Raw genomic sequence first — 25,448 nt, 5'->3', positions numbered from 1 at the left:
AATGACTTTCTGGCGTACCGAAACGATGCGAGAACGCATCCCCGCGGAGCAACTGATTGCCCCTTATCGCGAGGAGCATGTCACGCGATCCGCCTACGAGCTATGCCAGGGCTCCGAAGCGTTCATCACGTCGACTGAGAACAAAGTAAAGATCGAACTGGCTGCTGGGAAGTCATTAGTGATTCCACCGGGACAGTTTGCTCTGTTGCTCACAGAAGAACGCATCAACGTTCCGATGAATGCGATCGCATTCATTTCGATGCGGTTTGGCGTCAAACGCCGTGGATTGATCAATGTTTCTGGTTTTCACGTGGATCCAGGTTTTGAAGGTCGCCTTAAATTCTCCGTCTACAATGCGGGCAGTAGTGACATCACAATCACGCAGGGAGACCGAGTATTTCTGATTTGGTACGCAAATCTCGATGATAATACGACAGACGGTTACCCTTCTGCTGGTCCAGACCAAGACAAGATTTCATCCGACGACCAAAATGTCATGCACGGTGAAATAGCATCGCCCGCTGAACTGAGATCACAAATCGAAGTTTTGAGGCGCGAAGTGGATTCCAAGACCGAGAATCTGAAGCATCTAGGAATGAATATCAAGTTGGTGTTGACCGTCTTTCTATCACTTGTTGTGGCGATACTATTGCGGCTCTTTTTCATGAGTTACTTTGCTGCTCCATCGTCGTCCGACATTGAACAACTTCGAATCGACGTCATCAAAGAAATGAGAAAAGAACTCTTAGAGCTTGAAGAGAATAGTAGAGCAACATCTGAATCGCAGACCGAGGAACAGGACAACGTCCTGGATAGGCGCCCGGACCAGCCCAACAATGAGGGCGATGCAGTCGATAATGTCGATGTTGCTCCAAATCGGCAGAACAGTGTCAATTCATCTTCAACGACTGATTGAGCCTAAAGATGGACTTCCGGACGTACCAAAACGAATCTTTAAGAACGGACCAAACTCCCGACGACGAAAAGGGAAAGCTCGTTCCATTGCTCGGTCTGGCCGGTGAAGTCGGGACTTTGTTGTCCGAGTACAAGAAACTCCTGCGCGATGGCAGCGCTCACGAACGCTTTGACGAACAAGTGGCCGAGGAACTCGGCGATCTGTTGTGGTACATCGCTAACGTGGCCAGCAAGTTCGATCTCGATTTAGAACAGGTTGCGAAAGGCAATCTGGAAAAAACCCGTGGACGATGGCCCGAGTACGCGCTCGACGATCATGGAACGCTCTTCGACTCGGATCGAAGTCGTCTTTTCGACGATGACTTTCCGCCGGACCAGCAAATCCCCCGCCAGTTCACAATCCAGTTCAAAGAACAATGCGAAGGCGACTCGGTGCGGGTCATCATTAGCCGAGACGATCGGCAGATCGGTGACGAATTAACGGATAACGCCTACGAGGACGACGGCTATCGCTTCCACGATGTCTTTCACTTTTCCTATGCGGCGATGTTAGGCTGGTCTCCCATTGCCCGGAAACTACTGAAGGTCAAACGTAAAGCTGACGAACAGATCGACGAAGTTGAAGATGGAGCCCGTGCCAGGATCATCGAGGAGTTGATTTCGCAACTCGCCTACACCTACGCCCGCGAACACAAATACTTGGAAGGCGTGGGTAGCCTCGACTATCACCTGCTCAAGACGATCCAGTCGCTAGTCGCCGACCGTGAAGTCAAATCCCGTTCGCTGGCCGAGTGGGAACAGGCAATTCTTGCCGGATACAAAGTGTGGCGTCAGGTCCGCGAACATCGCGGCGGCACGGTGGAGGTCGACTTGCCCGAGCGGAGAATTGCATTCCTCGGTCCACCGGGTGGTGAAGCCGACATCAGAACATGAACAAAGGTTGTAACGTGAGCAACGCAAAGAACGAAAGCAAACGACGGCACATCTTTGTCAGCCATCACCACAAGGATGACGCTGGCGTCGATAAGATGACCGATCTCCTCAAGCGTGGCGGCTGCGATGCTCGCAACAGCTCAATACGTGCATTGCGGCCTGAGAATCAAGAACGCATGAAGAAGGGTATGGTCAAGGACGAGACCATTCGACGCTGGCTTCGCGCAAAGATCTCTTGGGCGGGGGCCGTTGTAGTCTTAGTCGGCAAGGAGACACATTCTCGTCCGTGGGTTGACTGGGAGATCGAGCAGGCACACAAGCAGGGAAAGAGGATCATCGGCGTCTACGAACAAGGTGGCACTGAGGCAGATCTGCCAAAAAATCTGCATAAGTACCGTGACGCCTTGGTCGGTTGGCAGTCGGACCGAATCATGGACGCGATCGACGGCAAACTCGACAACTCGCAAAAGTCGGACGGTACGGCATGGCCGAAACGCGATATCAAGCGCATCAAGTGCCAGTGAAGGATCGGGACGTGAGACTGTACTCCTACATCGTTGCCCGCGACTTTGGATTCGCTCCAAATCCCTTCTACGGGATTTGCACTTTAGCAACTTGTAAGCCAAAGATCCGAGCGACGGCACGACCCGGTGACTGGATTGTCGGCACGGGCTCGAAGGGCTTCCGCCTCGATGGTCACATCGTGTTCGCAATGCGGGTCACCGAGGTTCTTACCTTCGATCAATACTGGTCTGACACTCGCTTCAAACGCAAGCGACCCAACCTACGCGGCAGTCTGAAGCAGGCGTATGGCGACAACATTTATCATCGACATCCCCAAACTGGTGACTGGCTTCAAGAAGACTCGCACCACAGCTACGCGGATGGAAGCTCGAATCCCGCCAACGTTGAGCGTGACACGCAGTCGGACGCTGTGTTGATCGGTGAAGAGTTCTATTACTGGGGAAAATCCGGTCCTAAGATTCCAAATCAATTCCGCAATTACAACGGCCTTGATGTTTGCCTTTCCGGTCCCGGGCACAAGTGCAACTTTCCTCACGTGCTGGCAGGGTTATTTGTCCACTGGATTCGCTCGCAAGTCGACCACGGCTACCTCGGTGAGCCAGCGGAGTTTTAGGCGACGCATATTCTCGCATATCGAGTGACTGATGTCTAAAATATTTGTTTCATACCGACGGAAAGACGCGGCGAGCGAGACAGGGCGGATCGTTAATGATCTAGTCCAACGGTTCGGAAAAAAGGCCGTTTTTAATGACGTATTTGATATCAGAGGTGGACAGCGTTTTCGAGAAGTAATAGGCGATCAGTTGAACGCTACGAAAGTTTTTCTCGCGGTCATTGGCAGTCACTGGGTTGATGCGGTCGACGACCAAGGGCTTCGGCGTCTTGACAATCCTGAAGACTATGTTCATTTCGAAATTGAAGCGGCCCTTTCGCAACCAGGTTGCATTGTCATTCCTGTGCTCGTCAATCATCAGCAGATACCGAAGAAAGAGGAATTGCCGGAGGCCCTCGCTGAATTGGTTGATCGGAACGCGGTCAAAATTCGTCCTGACCCCGATTTCACGGACGACATGGAGAGCCTTTGCCAACTCATCGCCGAGCACGTTCCACCGAAAAAGTTGTGGCCTAAATTTGTTGCTGCGGCGAGCGTGTTTCTCGCATTAATGGTTGCTGCATTTTTTCTCGGGCTAGGACCACAGATACCAGACACTATCGTCCAAGCGTTTGATTCATCGACGGGCGAGCGCGTACTTCGACCATTCGCTTTACGAGTAGACGACAGAGCCGAGAGCCCCCCGGCTGTGCAGCACCTACTTGTCGACACGAAGCCGCAGGATATTTCAATTACTTCTGTTGAATGCCGCGGATTCAAGTCCACGGTCGACTCTAGCAAGACTAACGTTGCCGAATCAGATGACGGTTTTCTGATCAAGATCGCGCTAGATCGCGCAACTAACTCTGATGATTGTCTGGACGACATTGACTACTTCGAGGCGATTAAGCCCAATGTCGGAAGCGTCCTTGGTTGGCCTACTGACGAACAGATTGCAGATGATATCTCCGATAATGACGTGCCAGCAAAGGATGTCGAGCTGATCGTTCAAAATATGACTCAGCAACATCTGGACGTACTTTTGTTCTGGCTGCCGCCATCGAACAACCCGCAATTACAGAATCCGTTTGCAGCCAGATGGACACAAATCAAACAATCTGAAACTAAGAGTTCTATAGAACCCGGCAAACATGCACGCTTCAAGCTATTCCGATTAGACCCGGGCTATTTTGTTTTTTTTGCTTCCGCCAACGGCACCGAAGCACGCAAACTTTACAGCACAGCGCTTTACAAGGAACCCTTCGTGGTGGCAACCATCACTGAACTTACAGAACATGGACTTTCGCTTAAGTTCTACAAAATAATGCCTCCAGAGTTCTCGAAACCCTAAACCCAAAGAGAGACACAATGCGATTTGCAACACTGCTTACTGTTATCAGCTTCATCTCCAGCATGAGCCATGCCGAAGAGCTTCGGCTCGCGAATTCGAGCGACAATACAATTGTGATGAGATTTCTTCCGAGCAACCGACGGCCCAGAAAAATGGACGAGATCAGCATTCCTCCTTCGGAAAACGGGAGCGTTACACGAGTGTCCATCCTTGGGCAGGACCCTTATGACGTGTCCTTTTATCTCAAGCCAAAGTCAGATTCGAACGGAACAATCCAAGTATTTCACGCCAAGGTGGGGCGTCCTATTCCACTCAGGGCACTCGCACGAGACATCGGCCAATTCGACGTGAGCCTCGCAATTGCGGCAAAAGATGTTCAGGGTCGTGTAATATTTCAAGCAAGCGGCGCAACACTGGACAGTGAAAAGCGAAGCGTTGAAGTGTTCTCTGGAGAAACCGACTCAAGCTTTGCAAACGGAGTTCTTAAGCGACAGTGGGAAACCGTTTACAAGGCGGGCAACGGCAAAAATTACGGTGCAAGGGTTGAGTTCGGAAAGTTGACTTTCGAAACGTCCGACTTTGCCGGGCGATTTACCGATCTCGCGGTGTTTGAAGATGACAAGGGGTGTCACTTAGCCGGCCGATGGACTGCGCGCAATTCCAAAGGAGATGTATTCTTCACAGTCTATCGTAATGCCCCAACGGCACTCACCGGTGAATACACATTCGACGGAAAACGGGACCGCTATTCTTGGAAGAGCAAGTAATACTCTCCGAAAGCGACGGGAAGAATGAATGGAGAAAACCCGGTAAATGTTTCGCATTCTTTCTCTTGATGGCAGTGGCACTAAAGGCTCTCTCACACCTGGTGTGCTGGCGGCGTTGGAGAAGGATACGGGCCAGCGTTGTGTAGATAACTTCGACCCTCCTTACGAAACTTGGAAGGGTGGGACATCTCGCTCGGATTGAGGTTGGCCCTCCGTTTCAACGAATGTGACATACCTTCCAGATTCGCTGCTCGAATGTTACCTAGATGGCCCCTTTCCACCCATTGCTGGCACTCGTAGCGTCCGCTACAGACCGCGAAGTGGCAAGGTACGTCGAGTATCCTCAGCAGGAGAATCGCATCCTCAGATGCTCGAATCCTTTGCCGAGAGCCTCGCCATACTGAATGGGTTCTGCACGCGGTTCATCGAAACGATCAAGCTGGAATGCCTGAATCGTTTCGTTGTGTTCGGGAAACAGCACCTGGATTACCTGACTCGCGAGTTCACCTGCCCCCGCTCGTAGAGCCGCCGGACGACGTGAGGACTATTTCGCTGGAACAGATCGAGGTAAGGTTATACGTGGGCGGGCTCGTGAAGTCGTTCGAGCGGAAGGCGGCGTAGGCCCACTCGTGTGGTCGCGTGGCTGTTAGTTGATCTTAGCGCGCAGGGCATCTGCCCGTACGAAGCGTCGCTGGCCGAGGTGAGTCTTACGCCGGGCGAGGGCTCCGTTCACCTGACGTGCCCACAATAAAGTGAGCACTTACGAAACAGCCGATCTCGAATTCGGAAACAATCGAAGCGCGAGAATTCGGATAGCGAATGCTCGGTTTACTTCGACTGCCGTGGACGAACAATCCGCCTCTCCCACTCGATGACAATTTCGCTCAACGGCTCTTCGATGACATGGCAATATGCCCTGAGTTGTACGACATCGAGCCGTCGCTCACCGCGCTCGAACGTACTGACTTCGGACTGCGTGATCTTGAGCGCATTGGCCAAATCGATTTGCGTCAATCCGGCTGCCTTTCGGCGGTCGCCGAGCAGCCGTGATAGAGCCGTGTATTCACAATTTGATATTAACGTTTCCAATTGCCCATTAAATCAACGGTTGTTGGTCGAGAGATAGGATGGAATAGGAACTGTGAAGGCTGGCGGAAAAGGATGCCCGATCACCTCCGAATGACTCCAATAGCTAAAAAACAGAAAAGCCGGGCCGCGTTGCCGCGGCCCGACTCTTACAAACACCTCACTACCGATGAGTTCGAGGAGCCAGCTTCTCCTCCAGTTCCGTCAGATTCAGCGAGTACGCCTCGGAGTACGCGACCGCGAGATCGAACGGGAACATTCGATCGGGAATTCTCTCGGCGGCCCCGTCGTGGTTCCACGTCACTTCCTCGGCCCCGACAGCCATACCGGTGGTGAGGTCGTAGAAGCAACTTGTCAGCAGGCGGCTGTTGCGATGGCTGCACAGTCCGCGATTGAGTATCTGAAAGAAGCGGCGATCGACCAGCCACAGTTCCCACGGATAGAGCGGGTCTGGAAGCTCGACTTCGCGACGGCCTTCGAGCTGGACGCGGGGTTTTGGTGGAAATCCCCAAGTTATTTGATCGTGGGCGTGAGACAGGATGCAGCCGACCTGGAATTCATTCAGCCCTGCCACGAATAATTTGCCGGCAAGAGCGATCCGGACGGAAGTCTTTGGTTTGTTGCTCGGACGTCCATTTACAAAAGCCGCAGCCTGCGCCACGAGCTTTGGATCAAGACCGGTGCGGTCGCTGATCTCTTTACATGTCACCTTTCATTCTCCCGGTTTGAATTTGATTCATAGTGATGTATCACGAACCGCCAACGCGGCGGTGAAGGTGGATCGATTGTCGGTTGCTGCGTTGCGGGGCATTGATCGTTCGACGACGGCTGGCATGCACCGATGTGCCGACTATCGCCGTCTTCCAAAACCGCCGCTTCATCGGCAGTCGGGATTTCTTACTCATATAGGTGTCCTTAAATAAAGATGCCCCCGGTCGCGCACGACCGGGGGCATCAGTTGAGGGCCGCAAGGGCGAGATTCGAGAAGTCGCTGTCGAGCTCCTCAATTAAGAAAGGCCGGGCCGACATACGTCGAACCGGCCTTCGATGAGAAATGACGTGAGCTTAAGACTAGGACCCCATGCGGCAGCGTCGCCCCGTCGATCCTCGTTTGTGTAATCTATATAGATTCGCCTCCGGCCAGTGCCTGATACGCGGTCGTCAGCAGCCGATTCATGTGGACTAGATAGCCCGTTTCCGCTCTACACCGGTACCGCGAGATCAAACAGCTTCACGGATTGTTTCGGAGTCGAATTGAACCCCATCTAAAAGGCCCGCCTCATGTCTGTTGATCAGCATACTTCGTATTGGAACCTTTCTGCTCGGTTGTTAATGAAGGTGCCCCAGAAAACTCTGAGGCGTACAACACCATTAAGTCGACTCCATCCATTGAGCTGACACTTATCAAGAAGTTCTCTTTCTTTTCTCGGCTGCTCTTGTCTCTTCTCGATACAATCGAGACGCTTTCTCAGGTTTGCAATGCAGCCGGCGAAAAGGCACCGAAAGTCCCTCTTTTTCCATGACTTTGAGAATAAAAATACTCCGCTCGACTGTCGATTTGCGTTCGCCAACCGCTTTCATAATTTGGCACCGTGACCAGTCGGGATGTTCCATTCGCATTTCTTTTATCGAGTCCAGCAGCTGAATCGGTTTGGAGGGCTGAAATAGATAAAAGCGCTTCCGAAACTCTTGACGGTCCGACAAGTCTGGGCCGCAGGGTATTGAAGCAACCACTTCCCCCATAGGTCGAACCTGATTGGAGTCCAGAGCTTTTACGGGAAAAATTTCGAACGTCGGCATGAGATCACGGAGAACCTCCGCAAAATCTAGCGACGTTCGCGCGAGTTCGAGAAAGGCGTTGTCAAAGTGTGCCGAAACCGCCCCGATGGAAGCATACCGTCGCTGCGACACGACAAGTGTGTTCTCCTCTTTCCAGGTTTTAAGGTCAGAAAGCTGATTCTGAGTCACTTCAACTGCATCAAGCAAAGTCGGCAACGACTTGCCCGAAGTATCGGCAAGACGGATCGCCTGTGTCAAATTCTTTAGCTCTCGTTCAAGACTCGCCATTTGCTTGCTGATCTTTTTTGCCTCCGCGCCGAGACCGTCGATTTCGCGTTGATATTCGACCCAACAGGCCGAGATAGCCTCCTGTAGAAATTCAGGGTTTTCTCTTATTAAGGAGGTCAACCACGGTATTACCTCATTGACTACCACTTCGTTCTTGGCCTTCACATGATTCCAGCACTTCGACCCGTATTGAACTGCTGAGTCTTTGCATCGGAGGTGACGACCGTCCGAGTGCATTCGTTCGCCGCAGACACTGCAGCTAGCGGTTTGTCCCGGCCACTTCGTTCGGCTCCGCGGCTTTCCATAAAGTGGATTTTCTTTTCCGGTTTTTTGACCACCCCGCTTGCGGCGATCAAGGGCGTCTTGGAGCTTATCGAACTGCTCCTCTGTTATGTGGGCGAGTTCGGGCCGGTAATCTTCATCAGGGTTCGGATTCTTTTCGATCCTGTATTTTCCGGCATTGAGCAGCCAACGTGACTTCTGCTTGCCAAACCGCCGGAGTCCATAAAGAAGTCGATCTCGAAGAAGGTTACCAACAGTCTTCGATGACCATTGCTGCAATTGAGTGTATCGTCCCGGTTTCACACCCGATTCGTTGAGCCATTCCGCTATTTGCACAGCACTTTTTCCGACGATCGCCATTTGGTACATTTTTTGGATGACAGGGGTACATTAGGTCAGTTTCCGAATGGCGACGCAATCGCCGTTCTTCTCGACGACTCGTTCGTTTACGGGGATTTTCTCGTAGCCGAATCTGACCTTGAGAGTCATTCCTCCCCGCTTAAAACTATATGCCGCCATTTCCTTGACCCGTTCAGAGGCTTCGGCCGGCGCCATGCTTTCAAGTAGTGCACCGACGCAGGCGCTCTGCCGCCAATTGGGATCTGCCGTATCGAGTGCTCCTCGGATAGAGATAAGTCGAACATCGTTATCAACACATGTGTTGATAAAAGTGTGCTGGCGAGATGGCTCCCTCACGATTTCCCGGATTTCGGTTACGACCACCAAATCGGGCCACTGGTCACACACAAAGGCAAGCGATTGACTATAGACCTCGTTTTGACAGGAATAGCCGCTGACCTGCTGTGACACGTATTTGAACTCGATCTCGCCGTCAAATCGCTGTCTAAGCCATTGTTCGACAGTGTCGTTCTTGGCTTGAATAGCTTCATCGCGTTGGTTTGGCGTAGAGATTCTGCCGGGTTTAAGCACTCGTAGAATGCCGTCGGGCCGCGAGGCGTTAATAAAAGTGTGCATTATTTGTGGTCCTCTGTGTGATTGCGTGCGAGGTTCAAGGTTTGCGGGCGAAGCGAAATCGCTCGTTCGAGCTGAAGCCGCAGCGTCCGAAGGCGGGTGTGTGTGTAGCGCGCTGTCATGCCCAATTCGGTCGAGTCGGTCACCTTGTGCCCGAGTAGCAATTGCCGCACGACGGGATCGACTTCAGCTTCCTGCAGCAGTGTGGCAAACGTGTGACGCCAAGACTTTGGGCAGGTCACGCCGATGAGTCCCGCACGACGAGCGGTCCGGATCATCGACTTTCGGATATCGTCGGTTTTCAACGCCCCTGCGTCCCGCCAGACGCGGCGGGCTTCGGTAGCGAGTTCCCGTCGCGTCAGCCGGTTTTTGCCGCGACCTTGCTCAAGGAGTGCGGCCGACATTTCCGATTCCGATTGCAATTCAGCGGTTTCGCCGAGATGGAATCGTCGTCGCAGAAATAAAGGGCCACCGTGTCGATGGCCGACAACGCAGCGAAGCAGCACGCAGACCGGTTTGACCAGTGGGACGATCCGCTCTTGTCCGGTCTTGGTTCTCCACCCCAGTTGCGGTCGATTCCGTACTGTCAGCAGCGCGTCATCGGGGTGGACGTCATCGACCATCAAATGAACCAATTCGCCGGGTCGCAGGCCTGTTTTCGCCAGAACGAAGTGGATGGCGAAGTCGAATGCGTCGGCTACCCGGAGGAACTTCTCCTCTTCAACTTCGTCAAATACGAAAATCGGTTTTGAGTCCGTAGCCGGGAGGCGATCGATCCGAATCCTGCTGAAAGGATTCTCCTCGTATGCGGGCAAGTTTCGCGACCGCTTCGCATAGGAATACATTCCTCGACAAACTTCGAGAATGTACCGAACCCCCTTCTCTCGCAGTGGGCGACAGGCTGTATGCGGATGGCCATTGGGCGGCACCTCGATCGACCGTAGGTGCTTCGCGAACGCCTCCACGTCGAGCAAGTGAGCTGGTGATGATCCCGCGAATTTGCTGAGGTGATCGGTCGCTGCCTCGTAGCGACGTACCGTCGCCACTGATGAGCGGGCGACGTCTTCGTGGTATTCGAGAAAGCGTCGCCTCAGTTCTCCGATAGAAATGGGAACGAACGTCGCTTCTTGGGGACAACCCCTTGCGAGCTGCGCATTGACACGTGCGGCTGTTTCAAGCGCGACATCACGGTCGCTCGAACACCGCCGCCTGACCGGGGTACCAAGCTCCCGATAATAGAGCCACCAACTAGCGTGGTGGAGATAGACACTCACGCGGCCGACTTTCTGTCGGCGGGCGATCTTCTTCGGCGCCATCGGATACACTCCCGTGCACAAGTTGTGCACCAATCGTGCACCGGGAAGCATCGACGATGGCTATTGTCTTACGTAACATGCCTCAGCGAAACGTGTTACGCGTAGCGGTGAAAACAAAAGCGGAGAGGGGGGGATTCGAACCCCCGGTACCTTGCGGTACACCGGTTTTCGAGACCGGCACAATCGGCCACTCTGTCACCTCTCCGGAGAGCAATATCTTCTGAATCTTACCGAGAGACCGCAAGGGTACTTCCGGAGGTTCGCGAGCGAATCGCATCGACGCACAATTTCGTTGAAATTTGCCGAATTGCTGACGATCCGCAGTACGGCTCGACTGGCCTGGAACGGTTGAGCGTCGCGACGGCATCACGACTCGTCACCCGTGCTGACGTGATTGCTTCCCCCACAAGATTACGGGCATTTCCGTTGTGGCTAGACGGTTCCGACACACCGACCGACGATCTCATTGAAAAAATGACCTGTGGGTGAAGCGTCGATGTCATTGCGACATTCGCCTCTGCGGCGGAGGCGGGCAGAGGGCATCAATCGATGACAGATCGATCGCCAGAAGGACGATTTGATTCAACCTTATGATTCAACTTTATGTCGCCTGTGCGTTTTTAAATCCATCATCAGTAAGCCGCTTAGCAAGCATTCGAGTTTGGTCTCGTTGAATGTGTCGAATGCAGCGTAAAAGCGCGTTGCTGATGCCTGAAAACCTTCGAAAACGACCAGTTGAAAAGGCGGCGCAGGTCGGCCGTTCGCAACTCCGCTTGGACGTAACAGGGTATTTGCCCTCCAAGACATCGGGGAAACCCGGACGTACCCGGTCGGGAGACTCTTGCCCGGAGTCGAACCGATCTTGCGATCTATTTTGCGTCACTGACGCAGAAACGCGCAATTTCCCAGCGTTTTCCAACGTCTTCGCGCGATTTTGCCACGTTGAAAATGCAAGGCGTCCACCTCAACAGTTATGGATGCGTCGACTCGATCAAAATTTAATGTTTTCACTCTTGAGAGTGCGCGCCGTTCGACGATGCTGCGCATATTCGATCGGTCAGGTCGCGCTCACGATCGGATGAGGATCTGATGATGCGAGCGCTGCGACAAAACTCAGGAACAATGGCTTCAATGGCGTCCCGTCGAAATCGACTCTCGCTTTTTAAGCCGATGGCCGGCCTCACGGGTCGGCGGAAAGTTGCAGTAGGAAGAAGTGGCTACGGTTTCGAAGACAGAACGACGTTCAGCCCCGCCATGGAAGTCGGCGGCGATCGGTTTATTCTGCGCTGCGGTCATCATCATTGTGTTCGTCGCTTCGCGCTCCTCGGACGTAGAGCAGACGGTAGCCGTCCCGACCGGGCCGCACATTTATGGCGGGAATTCTCCGCCGCCTGACGTCGACCCGGTCTTTGAGAAAGTCTGGCAAACCGCGATCGCCCGTGGCCCGCGTGAAGGGGCCATCCCGATCGTCTCCGGCCCGCTGGCCGACATCGATTACGACGGCTACCGAAAGATCATCTTCGATCCGGACAAGCAGTTCTGGAAGGGGGATGACCTCGGCTGGATTCTCGACCTATTCCACGCCGGGTATATCTTCAAAGAGCCGGTGCGGGTGTGGCAGGTGCTGTCCGACTCTGTTGCGGACTCAGCCGCGGCCCCTGCGATCGGCTCCGGCGATCCGACCGTTGAAGCTAATGCCGAGCGACAGCCGGAGATCAAGCCAATCGCGTTTGATCCCGACCTGTTCTGGTATCTTGATGACGTCGTCAAACGCGATCAAATCCCCGAACAGTTCGGCTACGCGGGCATCCGCTTGAACTCCATTTTTCAAGGAGAAGAGAGCTATCGAGAGGTGGCCAGCTTCTTAGGTGCGACCTATTTTCGCGCCCTCGGATCGGATCATATCTATGGTTCCTCCGCCCGCGGATTGGCCATCGACACCGCCTCGAATATGCCGGAGCAGTTTCCGAGTTTTCGAGAGTATTGGGTCGAACGTCCGAAGCCCGACGCCGAGCGCGTCCGAGCGTGGGCATTGCTCGACAGTGCCGGGATCACCGGTGCGTATCGGTTCGACATCTACCCGGGAGACACCACCCGGCTCGATGTCACCGCTCGGCTGAAAGCCCGGCATCAGATCGGCAAGTTGTGCATCGCCCCCATCACCAGCATGTTCATGTGGGGGGATGGAACGCCGCCGCCTTCGGGCGATAGCCGCCCTGAAGTCCATGATGCCGACGGCTTGCTTTGTTGGTCCGAGAGCGGAGAGTGGTTGTGGCGTCCGCTGCGGTGCCCGTCGACGACCACACGCTCAGTCTTCGAATTTGACGGACTGCGGGGTTTCGGACTGCTGCAACGCGATCAGTCTTATGACAACTACCGAGATGATGAGGCCCTTTATCATCGGAGATATTCGATATGGGTCGAACCGAAGCAATCGCTTGGTCGCGGACGCGTCGAACTGCTCGAAATCGAATCACCCGGTGAGTGGATCGATAACATCGCGGCGTTCTGGGTACCGGAGCGGCCGATCCTCGCAGACGACGTCATCGACCTGAAATACGACCTGCTGTTTTGCTCTGGGAATCCTCCGGCCTTTTCCGGAGGACGCGTACTGAGCTCTTCCGTGACTTACAACGCGAAGCAGGATGTGGCGAAGGTCATGCTGACCTTCGGTGGCGGAGGATTAGATGACTCGGCGAGAGATCGCGACTTTGACGTTCTCGTCACGCCGAAAGACCGCTTAATCGCCGGACCGCTGGTCCGGCGCGCTGAAGATGGAACGATCGTTGCAGTCTTTGACCTGCAAGCCGGAACGGAACTGTCAGGCGAAGCACGGGCGTGCCTCGTCTCCGGCAAAGACTTTCTTTCAGAAACATGGAGCTACCGATGTCAGCCGTAATCGTCAACGAAACCAACACTGCTGCACAATCGCAGCAGCCGTCGGTTTGTGACGAAGCAAATCGCCTCAACGAGTGGGACTCGCGATGTGCGCGTCGCGTCGTTGCTGCGTATCTGACTTCGTGTGGAATGCGTGAACCTGATGAGATCGCGACGGTCACAAAGCGGATCGTCGATCAATGCTGTGAGAAGACCGCCGATGGCGAAATGCTCGAGGGTTACGCCCTGGTGCATCAATGCGTCGAACAGGCGATCGACGAATTTGATGAGGTGACGCGGCGGTTTTATCGCCGACGGACCGGCCTTCAATCAGAGCCGATGACCGTGCCGACCGACGTCGCGATGATCCTGCGAAAAGTCTTCGACGAATTTCCCGGCGCCTGGGAAGGCTCGCCCCAGGCGACCCATGCTGCCGATCGCATTCTGCAGACGATCGCCCGAGATATCGTTCCCGTCGAAGTGCCGACAAAGATGCATCCGCAACCGATCGACCGCCCGCCGGTCCTGCTTCGCAAAGCCTATTGGCGGCTGGCGCGCTCGGCTTGGACGCCCCGACTCCGATCGATCAAGCGTGCGTTTGGGATCTGAAAACTTCGCCACCTAAGAACGTCGCCAAATCACACAATCGTAGCGAATCGCTCCAACAAGCGGGTGATGTCGGTTGATTGACGGCATTTGGAAACGTCTCCCTGACTGCATAAAGACTCAAAGGCTTTCATGCACCAAATTCTCAATAAACTCACCCGATCGATCGTTAGTCAGCCGCGCGACTGGATCATCGGCACGGCGGTGATCGGAACCATTCTGTTCGCCTTCGTGTTCATTGACGTCGTCGCGACGGACGGGCTCGGCGGAACGGACATTCTGCTCACCGCGTTGTTCGCCGCACTAACGGGTTGGGTTCTGTACGGCTTTGCGACGGCTATCGTCGGATTCATCGATCGTGAAGTTCACCACGGCGAGTATAACGCGGCCCCTATCGACCATTCGCGCGACGCATCGAAGCTGGCGCGAACGGCGATCATCATGCCCGTTTATAACGAAGACTCGGCGCGTGTGCTTGCCGGTCTGCAGGCAATGAAAGATGACTTGGCCAACGCGGGTGCCGGACCAAACTTTGACTTCTTTATCCTCAGCGATTCAACCGACCCCGATGTCTGGCTCGAAGAAGAACTCGCGTGGTCTCGCCTGAGCGGAGGAAACGATCTGGAGCAATCCCAAGTCTTTTACCGCCACCGCCCGCGTAATTTTGCCCGCAAGGCCGGGAATCTGCACGACTTCTGCGAGCGTTGGGGGCTCGGTTATCGGTACATGATCGTGCTCGACGCCGACAGCATCGTGCCGGCGTCGACTTTGATCGAAATGGTCGGCCGGATGGAGGATGATCCGACGATCGGGCTGCTGCAAACTCCGCCGCGACCGATCGGTGGGACTTCGCTGTTTGCGCGGGCTCAGCAGTTTTCGGCGGCCGTCTACGGACCGATCTTCACGCGGGGATATCGACTCTTCTGCGGCGACGACGGCAACTACTGGGGGCATAACGCGATCATTCGTATCGCGCCCTTCATTCAACATGCCGGACTGCCCGAACTCCCGGGCGAAGCCCCGCTGGGCGGTCAGATTCTCAGCCACGACTTTGTCGAAGCGGCCCTGTTACGACGGGCCGGGTGGAAGGTCGTTCTCGCCGACGACCTCGTCAACAGCTTTGAAGAACTTCCCAACACAACGCTCAGCTACGCTCAGCGTGACCAGCGGTGGTGTCAGGGGAATCTGCAGCACCTGAATTTCCTCCTGCGGTGCCCGTTGACGCCGATCAGCCGATGGCATCTGTTCTCGGGCGCGGTCGCGTTTCTGACGTCACCGATGTGGCTTTGCTTTTTAGTTGCGGGGATGGCCGCTTCGGTGTGGCTTTCGACGGACGCCGGTCAGGAATTGTCGACGCCGGTGCTGGGCATCCCCGGGGCAGTGCAAGCTTTGCTGTTGTTCCTGTCGATCTTCGCGATGCTGATCGTTCCGAAGTTTCTGGGTGGGCTGGACGTCATCCGTTCGGGTCGGGCGCAGCAGTTCGGCGGGGCGACCCGATTATGGGCGGGCGTGATGATCGAGACGCTCCACTCGATCTTCGTGGCTCCGATCATGATGGCGTTTCACAGTTCGTTCGTGGCGCTCACCCTGCTCGGCAAACGCGTCCAATGGAACGCCCAACAGCGCGGCGATCACAGCTTGTCGATTCGCGATGCGTTCTTTCTGCACCGTTGGCACACCGTGCTGGGGATCGCCGGGCTTTGGTTCGTCACCCTGTTTGTCCCGAACTCATTATTTTGGACCCTGCCGGTTCTCAGTCCGCTCGCCCTATCGATTCCGCTTTCCATGATTGTCAGTCATGTCGGATTCGGCGTGTGGCTTCGGAATCGAGGCTTACTGACGATTCCCGAAGAGCAGCAGCCGCAAGCGATCCTGCGAGACCAGCAGGCTCGCATCGAGCATTCGCTCAAAAATCAAAGGGGCGTCGACCGGGCGGAGATTTTCCGACTGCTGTTGACCGACCCGAACTTCCACCGGCTGCACTGCAGCGTCCTCGAAGCGACTCGCGGAGGGATGACAGTCTCCTCCGATCGTCGCGAGGAATTAAGGGCACGCGCGATGGAGGTCGGGCCGGAGAGTCTCGATCCTGTCGACCGGCGCGACATTATCTGTGACGTCGACTTACTCAGAGAACTTCACATCGCCCATTGGGCCGACAGCTCATGGCGAAAGCACTTCGCGCAGAAGCAGATCGCGGAGATGAGCCGCCAGCCGTCATCGGTCGAATCAGAGCAGCCCGCTACTGCTCCTTTGACAGCTCTTTAATGCGAATGTTGCGGAATCGGTAGACCTGGCCGGTTTCGCCGTGGTGCTGCAGTCCGATGTGCCCTTCGGAGTCCATCGCGTCCCGCACGTCTGACGTTTGTTCTCCATTGATGAAGATCTGCAGGTGATCTCCCTCGGCAACAATCTTGTATTTGATCCACTCGCCGAGCGGAGCCTGAACCAGTTTCTTGCCCGGATTTTTCTTCTTGTCGGGATAAATCCAGCCCCGACGTCCCTCATCGTAGAAGCCGCCGGTCCACGCTCGGGGCTTCGGATCGCATTCCGCCTGATAGCCGTAAACCTTCCCCGGCTTCTTCTGGGCGCGGAACATGATGCCCGAATTGCTCTTGCCATTCTCCGGCAGCAGGATTTCGGCGTGGAGTTCGAAATCGCTAAAGCGTTCGTCAGTGATCAGGAAGAACTTCTTCGCGGCTCGCAGCGCGATCACACCGTCTTCCACCCATGCCTCGCCATGCTCGTAAGGGTTAGACCAGCCTTCGAGGTCTTCGCCGTTGAATAGTTCTCGGAAACCTTCGTCGGCCAACGAAGGAACGGCGGCTGTCATGAGAACGACAGCGAATAGTGGCATCGCGCGGCGCATCGGAACCCTCATCGCTTCAGTGCAAGAACAGGCGTCGACAGCTCGTCCACGCCGGGTCATCCAGTTTGCCCGCCGAGATCGACGGCTGTAAAGCGTTCCTGAAGCCTTGAGCACCGGCAGATCGATACTTGATTCCCGCTGAGACGACCTTCCCTCGCGAAGCGGAGCCCTGATCGAGGACGAATGTCGGGAAATTTTTCAGTTTTTTCGCGGGATCGCAGGCTGAAATCCGAGCTGAAAGTCGCAATCGCAAACGGAATTCGCGCGCCGCGGACGGCTGGGATGGGTATTTCCGACAATTGATTTGACCAATCTACAGGTCAAAACCCTACGTTTTTGGCTAATCAGACGCCGTGGTTGAGACTCTGGGCAATTTGCGGCGACCTATCTGGTCAGGTGAGGTCTGTCTGTTAGGCAGAAGATGTTTGCAACGGTCGGTTCGGTGATAACGGGTAGCGCTGTCGTCCGATCCTTCGAGGTAGACCGCTTTGTGCAGCCTTTCACCCTGCGTTGCGGTCTGCAGTTACCCCAGCAGTCGCCGCTAGTCGGAGCTGTAACCGCAGAGGACGCGGGGGGACCGCCGGACGTGTGCTCGCACGAATGGCGGTAAGGACACCCAACCAATTGGTGCGTTGTTCAGGAGTTAACAATGCGGACGATGCTACGGAAAAGCACGATTTGGGGCACCGGCATTCGGATGCTCTGCGTCGGCGGTCTTGGACTGGCTTTCGCTGGTTCGGCCAATGCCGGCTTGATGGACATCTTCGGCGCCTGCGATAAAGGCTGCGGCGAAGACATTTGCTGTGAGTCGGTCTGCGAAGACTCGCTCTGCAGCGAAGACCTCTGTTGCGAAGACATCGGATGTGGCGCTGAGTGCGGGGATTGCGATTGGTGCGACCTCGGCGAGCCCTACACCCTGATGGACGCGCTCTGCGACTGCCCGGACCAGGCTCCGTTCCAGGTCTACGGCTGGACTCAGTGGGGTTACACGAGCAACAGCACGGGTAACTTCAACGATTACACGGATCGCTTCCAGAACAACCAGTCTTACCTCGTCGTCGAACGAGTGGCTGATGGTTCTTGCGGACTCGATATCGGTGGTCGTGCCGACATCGTTTACGGTACCGATGCCCCGGACACCCAGGCCTTCGGTAACAACCCGGGCGTCTTCGACAACACGGCGAGCCTGCAGTTCGGCGAAGCCTACGGCTGGGCCTTCCCGCAGCTCTACGCCGAAGCGGCTTACGGTGACTTCTCGGTCATCGGCGGTCACTTCTACACCCTCGTCGGTTACGAAGTCGTGACCGCCCCGGACAACTTCTTCTACAGCCACGCCTTCACGCAGTACAACAGCGAGCCTTTCACCCACACGGGTGTCCTCGGTACGTACAGCGGCATGGATGACGTGGAACTGTACGGTGGTTGGGTCCTGGGTTGGGACACCGGTTTCGACCAGTTCGACGACGGTAACGGCTTCCTCGGTGGAGCCAGCGTTTCGGTCACCGACGACGCTACGGTCACCTACATCCTGTTCGCTGGCGACAGCGGCTTCCGGGGTGCGGGTTACAACCACAGCATCGTGGCCGACGTTGCTCTGACTGATAACCTGAACTACGTCTTCCAGTCGGACTTCGTCTCTCTTGACGGCGACGACGGCGAAGAATACGGCGTCAACCAGTATCTCTTCTACACGATCAATGACTGCCTGGCAGTCGGTGGTCGTGCAGAGTGGTGGCACACCGACAATGGTGGCGCCTTCGATGCCTACAACTACACCTTCGGTGCGAACATTCGCCCGCAGGCTAACGTGGTTGTTCGTCCGGAAATTCGCTACCAGAACGCTTCTGACATCAACGAAGCAGAAGCCTTCCTCGGCGGCGATTTCGACAGCTTCATCTTCGGTACCGACGTCATCCTGACCTTCTAGGTCAAGCTGACTGACAACCGAGAAATGATTCCCGCCGCCCGGCGTTGTCGGGCGGCGGTTTTTTTATGCGCTGCCTCGAAGCACCGATCAAGAGCCGCCTGCTTAATTGATTGGCAGTCCTTCGCGCGCAACGTAGGCAGCAGAGCGACAAAGTGCTGGTCGCCGCATTTCGCCCGGTCGATCGCAACTCGCCGATTTCAAAGATTACCAGCAAACTCGCAGGGCGATTTCGTGCATATTTTACAACGTTTTGCGAAATGCGAGGCAAAATCGAACGTTGCCTCGCCGACGCTGCCTTCGATTCGGGCACACAAGTTGCGTTTTCGGGCGAACTGGAAACACCGATTCGCTTGATCGCCCCGGTTGCGGTGCGGGCTGGCCCCCAAGGCGTATTGCGCCTTGCGGATTCGCTCGGCTGCGGCGGGCCTCAATGCGGGGGCGGTCCGTCATTCTCCGAATGCAGAGTGGGAACTGATGAGTCTGGCAACTGGGAATACAACTTTACACTTGAGGGGAACTGGAATGAGTTTGCGTTGGACAGCGCTCGTCCCGCTGTTAGTGGGACTAGTCATCGTGGGCGGGTTTGCGACCCACCCGGCTTATGCACAGGAAGAAGAGGCCGGTTCGGTCGCCGAAGCCGTGGAAGAAGCTGGCTCGGCTGTGGAGTCGGCCTTGGCCGCACCCGAAGAGGAAGAGGGCTTCATACCTGAAGGCGAAGAGATCGCGGCCTACGCGATCGACAACTTGACGATGTTTATCTGTGCGGTCCTGGTCCTGTTCATGCAGGCGGGCTTTGCGATGGTCGAAGCCGGGTTCAGCCCGGCCAAGCACACGGTGAACATTCTGTTTAAGAACGCCCTCGACATCTGCGTCGGCGTGCTGCTGTACTTCTTCGTTGGATACAATCTGATGTATCCGGGAACGATGGGCGAAGACTGGAACGGCTACATTGCCGTGCCTTCCATCGCGACGTCGATTACGACCGAAGGTGCTGCGGACTACCTCCCAACCGGATCAGTCGACTGGCTGTTCCAGGTTGCTTTCGCCGCGACAGCCGCCACGATCGTTTCCGGTGCCGTCGCCGGCCGGATGAAATTCGGTTCGTACTTGATCTACAGTGCTTTGCTGACCGGCCTGATCTATCCGATCAGCGGTAGCTGGAAGTGGGGCCTGGGCTGGCTCGATGCCATGGGCTTTTATGACTTCGCCGGTTCCTGCATCGTTCACGCGGTCGGCGGCTTCGCCGGCTTGGCCGGTGCGATTGTGCTCGGCCCCCGTCTCGGGCGTTACAGCGCCGACGGCAAGCCGATCGCCATTCCGGGTCACAGTCTTCCGCTGGCGACTCTCGGTGTGTTCATTCTGCTGATCGGTTGGTTCGGCTTTAACCCCGGCTCGGTCCTTGCCATGTATGGCAAGTCATCGACGGAACTTGTCATGCTAGTCGCCGTCAATACGCTCCTCGGAGCCGCAGCCGGTGGTGTCGTTTCGACGTTCATCGCCTGGGGACTGTTCGGCAAGCCGGACCTCTCGATGGCTCTTAACGGTATCCTCGGTGGTCTGGTTGGCGTCACGGCGAACTGTGACGGCGTGAGCAATCTCGTTGCGATCATCATCGGAGCCGTTGCTGGTGCTCTGGTTGTCGCCGGTGTGCTGATGCTCGACAAGCTGAAGATCGACGATCCCGTCGGTGCGTGGCCGGTCCACGGGCTGTGCGGCATCTGGGGTTGCCTCGCGATCGGCATCTTCCCGACCACCTACGATGAAGGGGTCGGAACGATTGGCGCTCAGCTCACCGGTATCGTTGCCTATTGCGGCTGGGCCTTCGTCACGATGCTGATCCTGTTCAGTATCTTGAAAGCCATCGGATTCCTCCGCGTCACCGCGGAAGAAGAAGAGAAGGGCCTCGACATCAGCGAGCACGGCATGACCGCCTACGCCAGCTGATCGAACGACGAACACTGCTCTCGGCACGGAAGTCGGCTTAGAGCAGCACGAACGAAACCGAGTCGCGACAACGGATAGTCGCGGCTCGGTTTTTTATTTAGCGAGAAGCGAGAAGCGAGAAGCGAGAAGCGAGAAGCGAGAAGCGAGAAGCGAGAAGCGAGAAGCGAGAAGCGAGAAGCGAGAAGCGAGAAGCGAGAAGAGAGAAGCGAGAAGCGAGAAGCGAGAAGCGAGAAGCGAGAAGCGAGAAGCGAGAAGCAGCCATGACGCTGGGGCGTCATGGCTGCTTCTTTATTGCTAGAGACTCATAAACGATGACGTTACTCGGTCTCGTCGTTTTTAGACTCGTCTTCGGGCTTGATTGGTTCTACCGGAGCCGAGCGTTGGACGAAGTTCTGCAGGATGCCCTTATAGCCTTGCAGGGCCTGGGCAGCCTGCGGACCGAGGTCCGCTTCGAGTTCTTCGATCATGTCGAGGGCTTGAACGGCATCCTTGCGAATGTCCTGCACGTCGAGCCGGCCCGACATCAATCCGCCGACGCGATCGCGAAACATCGAACTGACTTTCGGATCGGCGAGCAGCGGGAACTGCTGTTGCAGTCCCTCCATTGTGTCAGCCGAGACACCGCCGCTTTGTAGCTGCCCCAGAATGTCGTTCAGATTCTGCTGCGCGGGCAACGTGCCTTGGCCCAATCCGAGAGCGCCAGCGACTCCACCAGCTTTGTTGGCGGTCGCATCTTGCTTCGGCGGAGCGGGAACGACCGTCGCGACGGGTTCCTGCGGTCTATTGTCGCCGAGATAAATCTCCGCCACCTTGGTGCGTTTGAGCGTCACGTCGCCGAGCACATCACTCGCGAGGACTAGGTTCTGGTCATCCAGCGACTTGACGTGGCCTGACAGCGTGTCGCCGTTCTCCAGTCGAATCGTGTCGGCCAATCCGATCGTAGCCGTCAATGAAGACGCCGCGATTCCGAAGGCGAGCGCGGGAAGCGCCGCCATGCTCTGCTTCAACAACATATTACCCCTCCTGATGAAACGACCGCGCCGGGCGAATGACTCGGCGACGGCAGAATGAACATGGCCCGCGGGAGAACATCTCCCTTGATAGGAACGCCGTTTCGCGGCGGTTCGTTGGGCTATTCGTACATCAGCGAAGGTTATTAGCGCAATCTTCGCGGACCCACGGGGTGTGACCCGTGGGCTTGGGGGGGGATTCACCCGATGGCGCAGGCGAATTCTCGTAAGTTGGCCGTGACGACCGGCTGCGGGCAGGACCAGACGAGAAAGAACATCGCCTCGCGGACCGCGCGCTCAGCCGGATGGCCTTTCACAAAGCCCGCCCCTTTCGAGGCCGCCAGCAATGCCTGTGAGGACCGCAGTGCGAGCGAGTTCGCCTGTTTGCGAATCGATTCGGACGAGAGTTCGCGTCCCTCGAATTCCGTTATGCCGGTCGCGAGCGCCTCTAGCTCGGCATCACGCTGCGACAACTCCTTTCGCAGGGGCCTGAGGACTTCGTGCAGATCGTTCCGCTTGGCCGCCTCTGCTTCCAAAAAGTCGATGGAACCGGCCGCCGCACCGAGCGCGAGGGCAGAGGTCGTTAGCGACCCGGTCCCGCCGGAGCCGACCGATTTCATGACGGCTTCAATGGGGCCTGCGACCAAGTGATCTCGCGGAGTGACGACGTTGTCGAGTTCGACCGCACCGGTCTTCGACTCATTCAGCGCGAGCATCGGCGGCGGTTCTTTGAGCGACACGCCGGCGTCCGATGTGTCAACCAGTGTTAGTAGCTGTCGTCCGTCCGCAAGCGTGCCGCCGCACAGGATCACGTCGGCATGGGCCGCCGCGGTCACCCAGGGCAGGGTGCCGCCGAGGCGATAGCCCTCGCCGTCCTCGACCGCCTCAACCGCCGGCTGCTTGAGATGCTGCCGCGAAGTCGTGAGGTGAGATATTCCGACCGTCGCGAAAACATCGTTCGCCGCCAGTCTTGGCAGGATGCCAGCTTTCAGGTCGGCGTTCTCGCTGGCAGCAATCCGGCTGATCGCCGCTTGCCGCTGTGTGAAGACGAACGTTGACGTCAGGCACGCCGAGGCGAGCTGGCGATAACCGCCAATGATCTCGGCACCTTCGATTCCGCTTCCGCCGTACTCGCTCGGGATGCCCCAGCCGGTGACGGCGTATTCGTGCATCAGCGCAAGCTGGGCTGTGACGTTCGGCTCCCCCGATTCTCCCTGCGAGCTCTGGCGACGCATCGCGCTGATGAGGCGGTCAAAACCGGCCGCGTTACGAAAGAGTTCGGGGACTTCTGGATCGACAGGCATGACGGCCTCGCATTCGAGTTCTTCGGGCGTCGAAATTGTAGGGAGTGATTGCGACGGGGGGGGCGCGCTCCCTGTCGGTCGCGGCTAGCCAGTTCAGAGCGATTCGAGGAACTCGGTCATTTCGCCGAGCGCGTGGGCATCGCCGGTGCGGCGGGCGACTTCGATACCGGCGCGAAGTATTTCGGCGGCGTCATCGACTTCCCCGTCGCCGGCCAAGGCCTGCCCTTTTTGGAAGTAGGCCGGGACGTAATCGGGGTGCTCCTTGATGACACGGTCAAAGCCCGCCAGGGCCGCGGGCAGGTCTCCTTCCGACTCGCATTCCTTGGCATACGCATACTTCGCAAACGGATCGGTCGGGTCTTCGGCAATCATCTGTTCCAGTTGAACGCGGCGTGACATGGTAGTCCCTTGGGTCTCGAAGAATTGATCGGTCCGCCCGTCAGAAACCGGGAATAACCCGCCTTCAGGGCGACCGATCACAGGCTGGGCAATTTATGCGTGCAGGCCTCGACCTTTTCAAGGGCCGATTGACGAAGGGCCGATGCTAGCCTTTGTGGAGAAGTGAAGGATCGCTCTCCGTTCGGCAGCAGGGAGTGTGCCATTCCGTGAGGACGGATCGAGTCTTATCCGGAAGCTTCCAACGCATGACGCAACCTATCTACAAACTATTCCTCGTCGCCCTCGTCGCAGCCGCAGTGCAATGCGGTGATGTCCGGGCCGATGACCCTCGCGAAACCCCGCTCGTTCGCGCTGTGAAGCGCGTCAAGTCGGCGGTCGTCAACATTCATAGTGAAAAGACGACCTACGACGACGGCTCGGTGTTCGCCCCCCGCAAAGGGCGGAAGGTCAACGGCATGGGCACCGGGATCATCATCGATCCCCGTGGCTATATCGTGACGAATCATCACGTCGTCAGCGGTGTCGACGTGCTGACGGCGACGCTCGAAGACGCCAGCACCTTTGACGCCACCACCGTCTCGGTCGATGCCGAGCACGATCTGGCGATCATCAAAATCGAGTCGAAGACGCCGCTGCCGGTGATGCCAATGGGCACCAGCAGCGACATCATGCTCGGCGAAACGGTGATTGCCGTCGGAAATGCCTTCGGCTACGAACACACCGTGACGGCCGGCATTGTCAGCCAGTTGCATCGCGACGTCGAGGTCAATGAGACCCAGTCGTACCGCAACCTGATCCAGACCGACGCCAGCATCAACCCCGGTAACAGCGGCGGCCCGCTGCTCAACCTCGCCGGTGAGGTCGTGGGTATCAACGTCGCCATCAGGGCCGGGGCTCAGCGGATCGGCTTCGCGATTCCGATCGACGACGCCCGCATGGTGATCCGAGATTTGATGAGCACCGAACGACTCGAAGGCACGATGCACGGACTGCTCGCCAAAGACTACAAACGTGGCGGCGACCGCAAGCTGATCGTGACACGCCCCGAGCCGGGTTCACCGGCGGCCAAAGCCGGTTTTAAGAAGGGCGATATCGTCAAGCGGGCCGGCGAAGTCACTGTGGTCGACGGCGTCGACTTTGAAAGAGCACTGATCGGACGCGACGATGTCGAGCCGATCGAAATTCTGGTCGAACGCGACGGCAAAGACGAACGCCTCAAACTCGCCCTGAGGCGTCGCAGCTACGCGGGTCAACTCGCCACCGCGGTCGTCGAAAAGACTGCTGCCGACAAAGACGGCCGAAGCTGGTCGGTACTCGGACTGAAACTGGCTTCGGTCGACCCCGAGGTCGTCACCGGGACCCGTTACCGCGGCGGGTTGAAAGTCGCCGAAGTCCGTGCGGGCAGCCCCGCCGCGAAGAACGGCATTCGACCGGGCGACGTCCTCGTCGGACTGCACGTGTGGGAGACGATCAACGCCGAAAACGTGTCCTACGTGCTAACCCACCCGCGGATTACGAATTTCAATCCCTTGAAATTCTACATCGTCCGTGGCCGCGAAACGCTGTACGGCCACCTCAAGCTCAATCGCGGAGAAGATAAGGTCGCTTCGGCGAACTGATCCGCTGAGTGTGTGGAATTAAACGGAGAAACCCGGCGAGAAGCCGGGTTTCTCTTTTATGGTCGATGCTCCAAAGCACGCCGGATGCAA

General features: G+C 56.6%; 22 protein-coding genes and 1 tRNA gene. 13 read left to right on the top strand and 10 right to left on the bottom strand.

Annotated elements, in window-relative coordinates; all coding sequences use genetic code 11:
- Position 1: 1 nt before the first annotated feature.
- The 7 genes from Pan189_RS01560 to Pan189_RS21125 all read left to right on the top strand — a co-directional run bounded on the left by Pan189_RS01560 (position 2) and on the right by Pan189_RS21125 (position 5,606).
- Positions 2 to 916: a dCTP deaminase domain-containing protein gene (locus tag Pan189_RS01560; protein ID WP_145362214.1), complete on the top strand. Its 915-nt coding sequence runs from the start codon at positions 2 to 4 to the stop codon at positions 914 to 916.
- A gap of 8 nt (positions 917 to 924) precedes the next feature.
- Positions 925 to 1,848, top strand: coding sequence for a nucleoside triphosphate pyrophosphohydrolase family protein (locus Pan189_RS01555; protein WP_145362213.1), 924 nt, complete (start codon positions 925 to 927; stop codon positions 1,846 to 1,848).
- Entirely contained in the window at positions 1,845 to 2,372 is a 528-nt protein-coding gene (locus Pan189_RS01550) for a TIR domain-containing protein (RefSeq protein ID WP_145362212.1), read from the top strand. Before Pan189_RS01555 ends, Pan189_RS01550 begins: the two co-directional genes overlap by 4 nt.
- 11 nt (positions 2,373 to 2,383) lie before the next feature.
- Positions 2,384 to 2,986: an Nmad2 family putative nucleotide modification protein gene (locus Pan189_RS01545; RefSeq protein WP_145362211.1), complete on the top strand. Its 603-nt coding sequence runs from the start codon at positions 2,384 to 2,386 to the stop codon at positions 2,984 to 2,986.
- A gap of 31 nt (positions 2,987 to 3,017) precedes the next feature.
- Positions 3,018 to 4,316 carry a toll/interleukin-1 receptor domain-containing protein gene (locus Pan189_RS01540; RefSeq protein WP_145362210.1) on the top strand — a complete coding sequence of 433 codons (1,299 nt, stop codon included), beginning with the start codon at positions 3,018 to 3,020 and terminating at the stop codon, positions 4,314 to 4,316.
- A gap of 17 nt (positions 4,317 to 4,333) precedes the next feature.
- Positions 4,334 to 5,083 carry a hypothetical protein gene (locus tag Pan189_RS01535; protein ID WP_145362209.1) on the top strand — a complete coding sequence of 250 codons (750 nt, stop codon included), beginning with the start codon at positions 4,334 to 4,336 and terminating at the stop codon, positions 5,081 to 5,083.
- A gap of 367 nt (positions 5,084 to 5,450) precedes the next feature.
- Positions 5,451 to 5,606, top strand: a complete 156-nt coding sequence (locus Pan189_RS21125; protein ID WP_310820935.1) for a hypothetical protein — start codon at positions 5,451 to 5,453, stop codon at positions 5,604 to 5,606.
- Between the two features lie 305 nt (positions 5,607 to 5,911).
- Here Pan189_RS21125 and Pan189_RS21605 read toward each other — a convergent pair whose 3' ends face one another.
- The 6 genes from Pan189_RS21605 to Pan189_RS01505 all read right to left on the bottom strand — a co-directional run bounded on the left by Pan189_RS21605 (position 5,912) and on the right by Pan189_RS01505 (position 11,011).
- The gene (locus Pan189_RS21605; protein ID WP_375154898.1) at positions 5,912 to 6,082 is read right to left on the bottom strand and encodes a hypothetical protein; all 171 of its coding nucleotides are present in this window, start codon (positions 6,080 to 6,082) and stop codon (positions 5,912 to 5,914) included.
- Positions 6,083 to 6,332: 250 nt separating this feature from the next.
- Positions 6,333 to 6,878 carry a hypothetical protein gene (locus tag Pan189_RS01525; protein WP_145362207.1) on the bottom strand — a complete coding sequence of 182 codons (546 nt, stop codon included), beginning with the start codon at positions 6,876 to 6,878 and terminating at the stop codon, positions 6,333 to 6,335.
- Positions 6,879 to 7,573: 695 nt separating this feature from the next.
- Positions 7,574 to 8,896, bottom strand: coding sequence for a recombinase family protein (locus Pan189_RS01520; protein WP_310821331.1), 1,323 nt, complete (start codon positions 8,894 to 8,896; stop codon positions 7,574 to 7,576).
- 12 nt (positions 8,897 to 8,908) lie between these two features.
- Positions 8,909 to 9,493 (bottom strand): recombinase family protein, encoded by a 585-nt coding sequence (locus Pan189_RS01515; protein WP_145362205.1) that lies wholly within the window; start codon positions 9,491 to 9,493, stop codon positions 8,909 to 8,911.
- Positions 9,493 to 10,806: a tyrosine-type recombinase/integrase gene (locus Pan189_RS01510; protein ID WP_310820932.1), complete on the bottom strand. Its 1,314-nt coding sequence runs from the start codon at positions 10,804 to 10,806 to the stop codon at positions 9,493 to 9,495. The genes Pan189_RS01515 and Pan189_RS01510 overlap by 1 nt, the downstream gene beginning before the upstream one ends.
- A gap of 120 nt (positions 10,807 to 10,926) precedes the next feature.
- Positions 10,927 to 11,011, bottom strand: a tRNA-Ser gene (locus tag Pan189_RS01505).
- Between the two features lie 1,008 nt (positions 11,012 to 12,019).
- Here Pan189_RS01505 and Pan189_RS01500 point away from each other — a divergent pair.
- From Pan189_RS01500 to mdoH, 3 genes are all read left to right on the top strand, one after another.
- Positions 12,020 to 13,705 (top strand): glucan biosynthesis protein, encoded by a 1,686-nt coding sequence (locus tag Pan189_RS01500; protein ID WP_145362203.1) that lies wholly within the window; start codon positions 12,020 to 12,022, stop codon positions 13,703 to 13,705.
- Positions 13,693 to 14,292, top strand: coding sequence for a hypothetical protein (locus tag Pan189_RS01495; RefSeq protein ID WP_145362202.1), 600 nt, complete (start codon positions 13,693 to 13,695; stop codon positions 14,290 to 14,292). The genes Pan189_RS01500 and Pan189_RS01495 overlap by 13 nt, the downstream gene beginning before the upstream one ends.
- A gap of 129 nt (positions 14,293 to 14,421) precedes the next feature.
- On the top strand, positions 14,422 to 16,554 hold the full coding sequence (mdoH, locus tag Pan189_RS01490; protein WP_145362201.1) for a glucans biosynthesis glucosyltransferase MdoH: 2,133 nt from the start codon (positions 14,422 to 14,424) through the stop codon (positions 16,552 to 16,554).
- Here the strand turns inward: mdoH and Pan189_RS01485 are convergent.
- The gene (locus Pan189_RS01485) at positions 16,529 to 17,155 is read right to left on the bottom strand and encodes a 3-keto-disaccharide hydrolase (protein ID WP_310820931.1); all 627 of its coding nucleotides are present in this window, start codon (positions 17,153 to 17,155) and stop codon (positions 16,529 to 16,531) included. The genes mdoH and Pan189_RS01485 overlap by 26 nt on opposite strands.
- A 649-nt stretch (positions 17,156 to 17,804) precedes the next feature.
- Between Pan189_RS01485 and Pan189_RS01480 the strand changes: the two genes are divergently transcribed.
- Together Pan189_RS01480 and Pan189_RS01475 are read left to right on the top strand one after the other, a co-directional pair.
- Entirely contained in the window at positions 17,805 to 19,082 is a 1,278-nt protein-coding gene (locus Pan189_RS01480) for an outer membrane beta-barrel protein (protein WP_145362199.1), read from the top strand.
- 522 nt (positions 19,083 to 19,604) lie between these two features.
- Entirely contained in the window at positions 19,605 to 21,026 is a 1,422-nt protein-coding gene (locus Pan189_RS01475) for an ammonium transporter (protein ID WP_145362198.1), read from the top strand.
- Between the two features lie 317 nt (positions 21,027 to 21,343).
- Here the strand turns inward: Pan189_RS01475 and Pan189_RS01470 are convergent, their stop codons facing one another.
- The 3 genes from Pan189_RS01470 to Pan189_RS01460 form a co-directional block, all read right to left on the bottom strand.
- A complete protein-coding gene (locus tag Pan189_RS01470; protein ID WP_145362197.1) occupies positions 21,344 to 22,039 on the bottom strand; it encodes a hypothetical protein in 696 nt (231 codons plus the stop codon).
- Positions 22,040 to 22,236: 197 nt separating this feature from the next.
- Positions 22,237 to 23,340: an acyl-CoA dehydrogenase family protein gene (locus tag Pan189_RS01465; protein ID WP_145362196.1), complete on the bottom strand. Its 1,104-nt coding sequence runs from the start codon at positions 23,338 to 23,340 to the stop codon at positions 22,237 to 22,239.
- A gap of 93 nt (positions 23,341 to 23,433) precedes the next feature.
- The gene (locus Pan189_RS01460) at positions 23,434 to 23,739 is read right to left on the bottom strand and encodes a tetratricopeptide repeat protein (RefSeq protein ID WP_145362195.1); all 306 of its coding nucleotides are present in this window, start codon (positions 23,737 to 23,739) and stop codon (positions 23,434 to 23,436) included.
- A 245-nt stretch (positions 23,740 to 23,984) separates the two neighbouring features.
- On the opposite strand from Pan189_RS01460, the gene Pan189_RS01455 reads away from it, so the two are divergent.
- On the top strand, positions 23,985 to 25,358 hold the full coding sequence (locus Pan189_RS01455; RefSeq protein ID WP_145362194.1) for a trypsin-like peptidase domain-containing protein: 1,374 nt from the start codon (positions 23,985 to 23,987) through the stop codon (positions 25,356 to 25,358).
- The last annotated feature ends 90 nt before the right edge of the window (positions 25,359 to 25,448 follow it).

This window comes from Stratiformator vulcanicus (assembly GCF_007744515.1).
Taxonomy (GTDB): domain Bacteria; phylum Planctomycetota; class Planctomycetia; order Planctomycetales; family Planctomycetaceae; genus Stratiformator; species Stratiformator vulcanicus.
Note: the sequence above shows the minus strand (reverse complement) of the source record. Positions and strands in the feature narration are given on the sequence as shown.

Coding starts and splice junctions, on each gene's coding strand:
- Pan189_RS01560 (WP_145362214.1), top strand. CDS start 2: ATGACTTTCTGGCGTACCGAAACGATGCGAGAACGCATCCCCGCGGAG.
- Pan189_RS01555 (WP_145362213.1), top strand. CDS start 925: ATGGACTTCCGGACGTACCAAAACGAATCTTTAAGAACGGACCAAACT.
- Pan189_RS01550 (WP_145362212.1), top strand. CDS start 1,845: ATGAACAAAGGTTGTAACGTGAGCAACGCAAAGAACGAAAGCAAACGA.
- Pan189_RS01540 (WP_145362210.1), top strand. CDS start 3,018: ATGTCTAAAATATTTGTTTCATACCGACGGAAAGACGCGGCGAGCGAG.
- Pan189_RS01535 (WP_145362209.1), top strand. CDS start 4,334: ATGCGATTTGCAACACTGCTTACTGTTATCAGCTTCATCTCCAGCATG.
- Pan189_RS21125 (WP_310820935.1), top strand. CDS start 5,451: ATGCTCGAATCCTTTGCCGAGAGCCTCGCCATACTGAATGGGTTCTGC.
- Pan189_RS01515 (WP_145362205.1), bottom strand. CDS start 9,493: ATGCACACTTTTATTAACGCCTCGCGGCCCGACGGCATTCTACGAGTG.
- Pan189_RS01510 (WP_310820932.1), bottom strand. CDS start 10,806: ATGGCGCCGAAGAAGATCGCCCGCCGACAGAAAGTCGGCCGCGTGAGT.
- Pan189_RS01495 (WP_145362202.1), top strand. CDS start 13,693: ATGTCAGCCGTAATCGTCAACGAAACCAACACTGCTGCACAATCGCAG.
- mdoH (WP_145362201.1), top strand. CDS start 14,422: ATGCACCAAATTCTCAATAAACTCACCCGATCGATCGTTAGTCAGCCG.
- Pan189_RS01485 (WP_310820931.1), bottom strand. CDS start 17,155: ATGCGCCGCGCGATGCCACTATTCGCTGTCGTTCTCATGACAGCCGCC.
- Pan189_RS01480 (WP_145362199.1), top strand. CDS start 17,805: ATGCGGACGATGCTACGGAAAAGCACGATTTGGGGCACCGGCATTCGG.
- Pan189_RS01475 (WP_145362198.1), top strand. CDS start 19,605: ATGAGTTTGCGTTGGACAGCGCTCGTCCCGCTGTTAGTGGGACTAGTC.
- Pan189_RS01470 (WP_145362197.1), bottom strand. CDS start 22,039: ATGTTGTTGAAGCAGAGCATGGCGGCGCTTCCCGCGCTCGCCTTCGGA.
- Pan189_RS01465 (WP_145362196.1), bottom strand. CDS start 23,340: ATGCCTGTCGATCCAGAAGTCCCCGAACTCTTTCGTAACGCGGCCGGT.
- Pan189_RS01460 (WP_145362195.1), bottom strand. CDS start 23,739: ATGTCACGCCGCGTTCAACTGGAACAGATGATTGCCGAAGACCCGACC.
- Pan189_RS01455 (WP_145362194.1), top strand. CDS start 23,985: ATGACGCAACCTATCTACAAACTATTCCTCGTCGCCCTCGTCGCAGCC.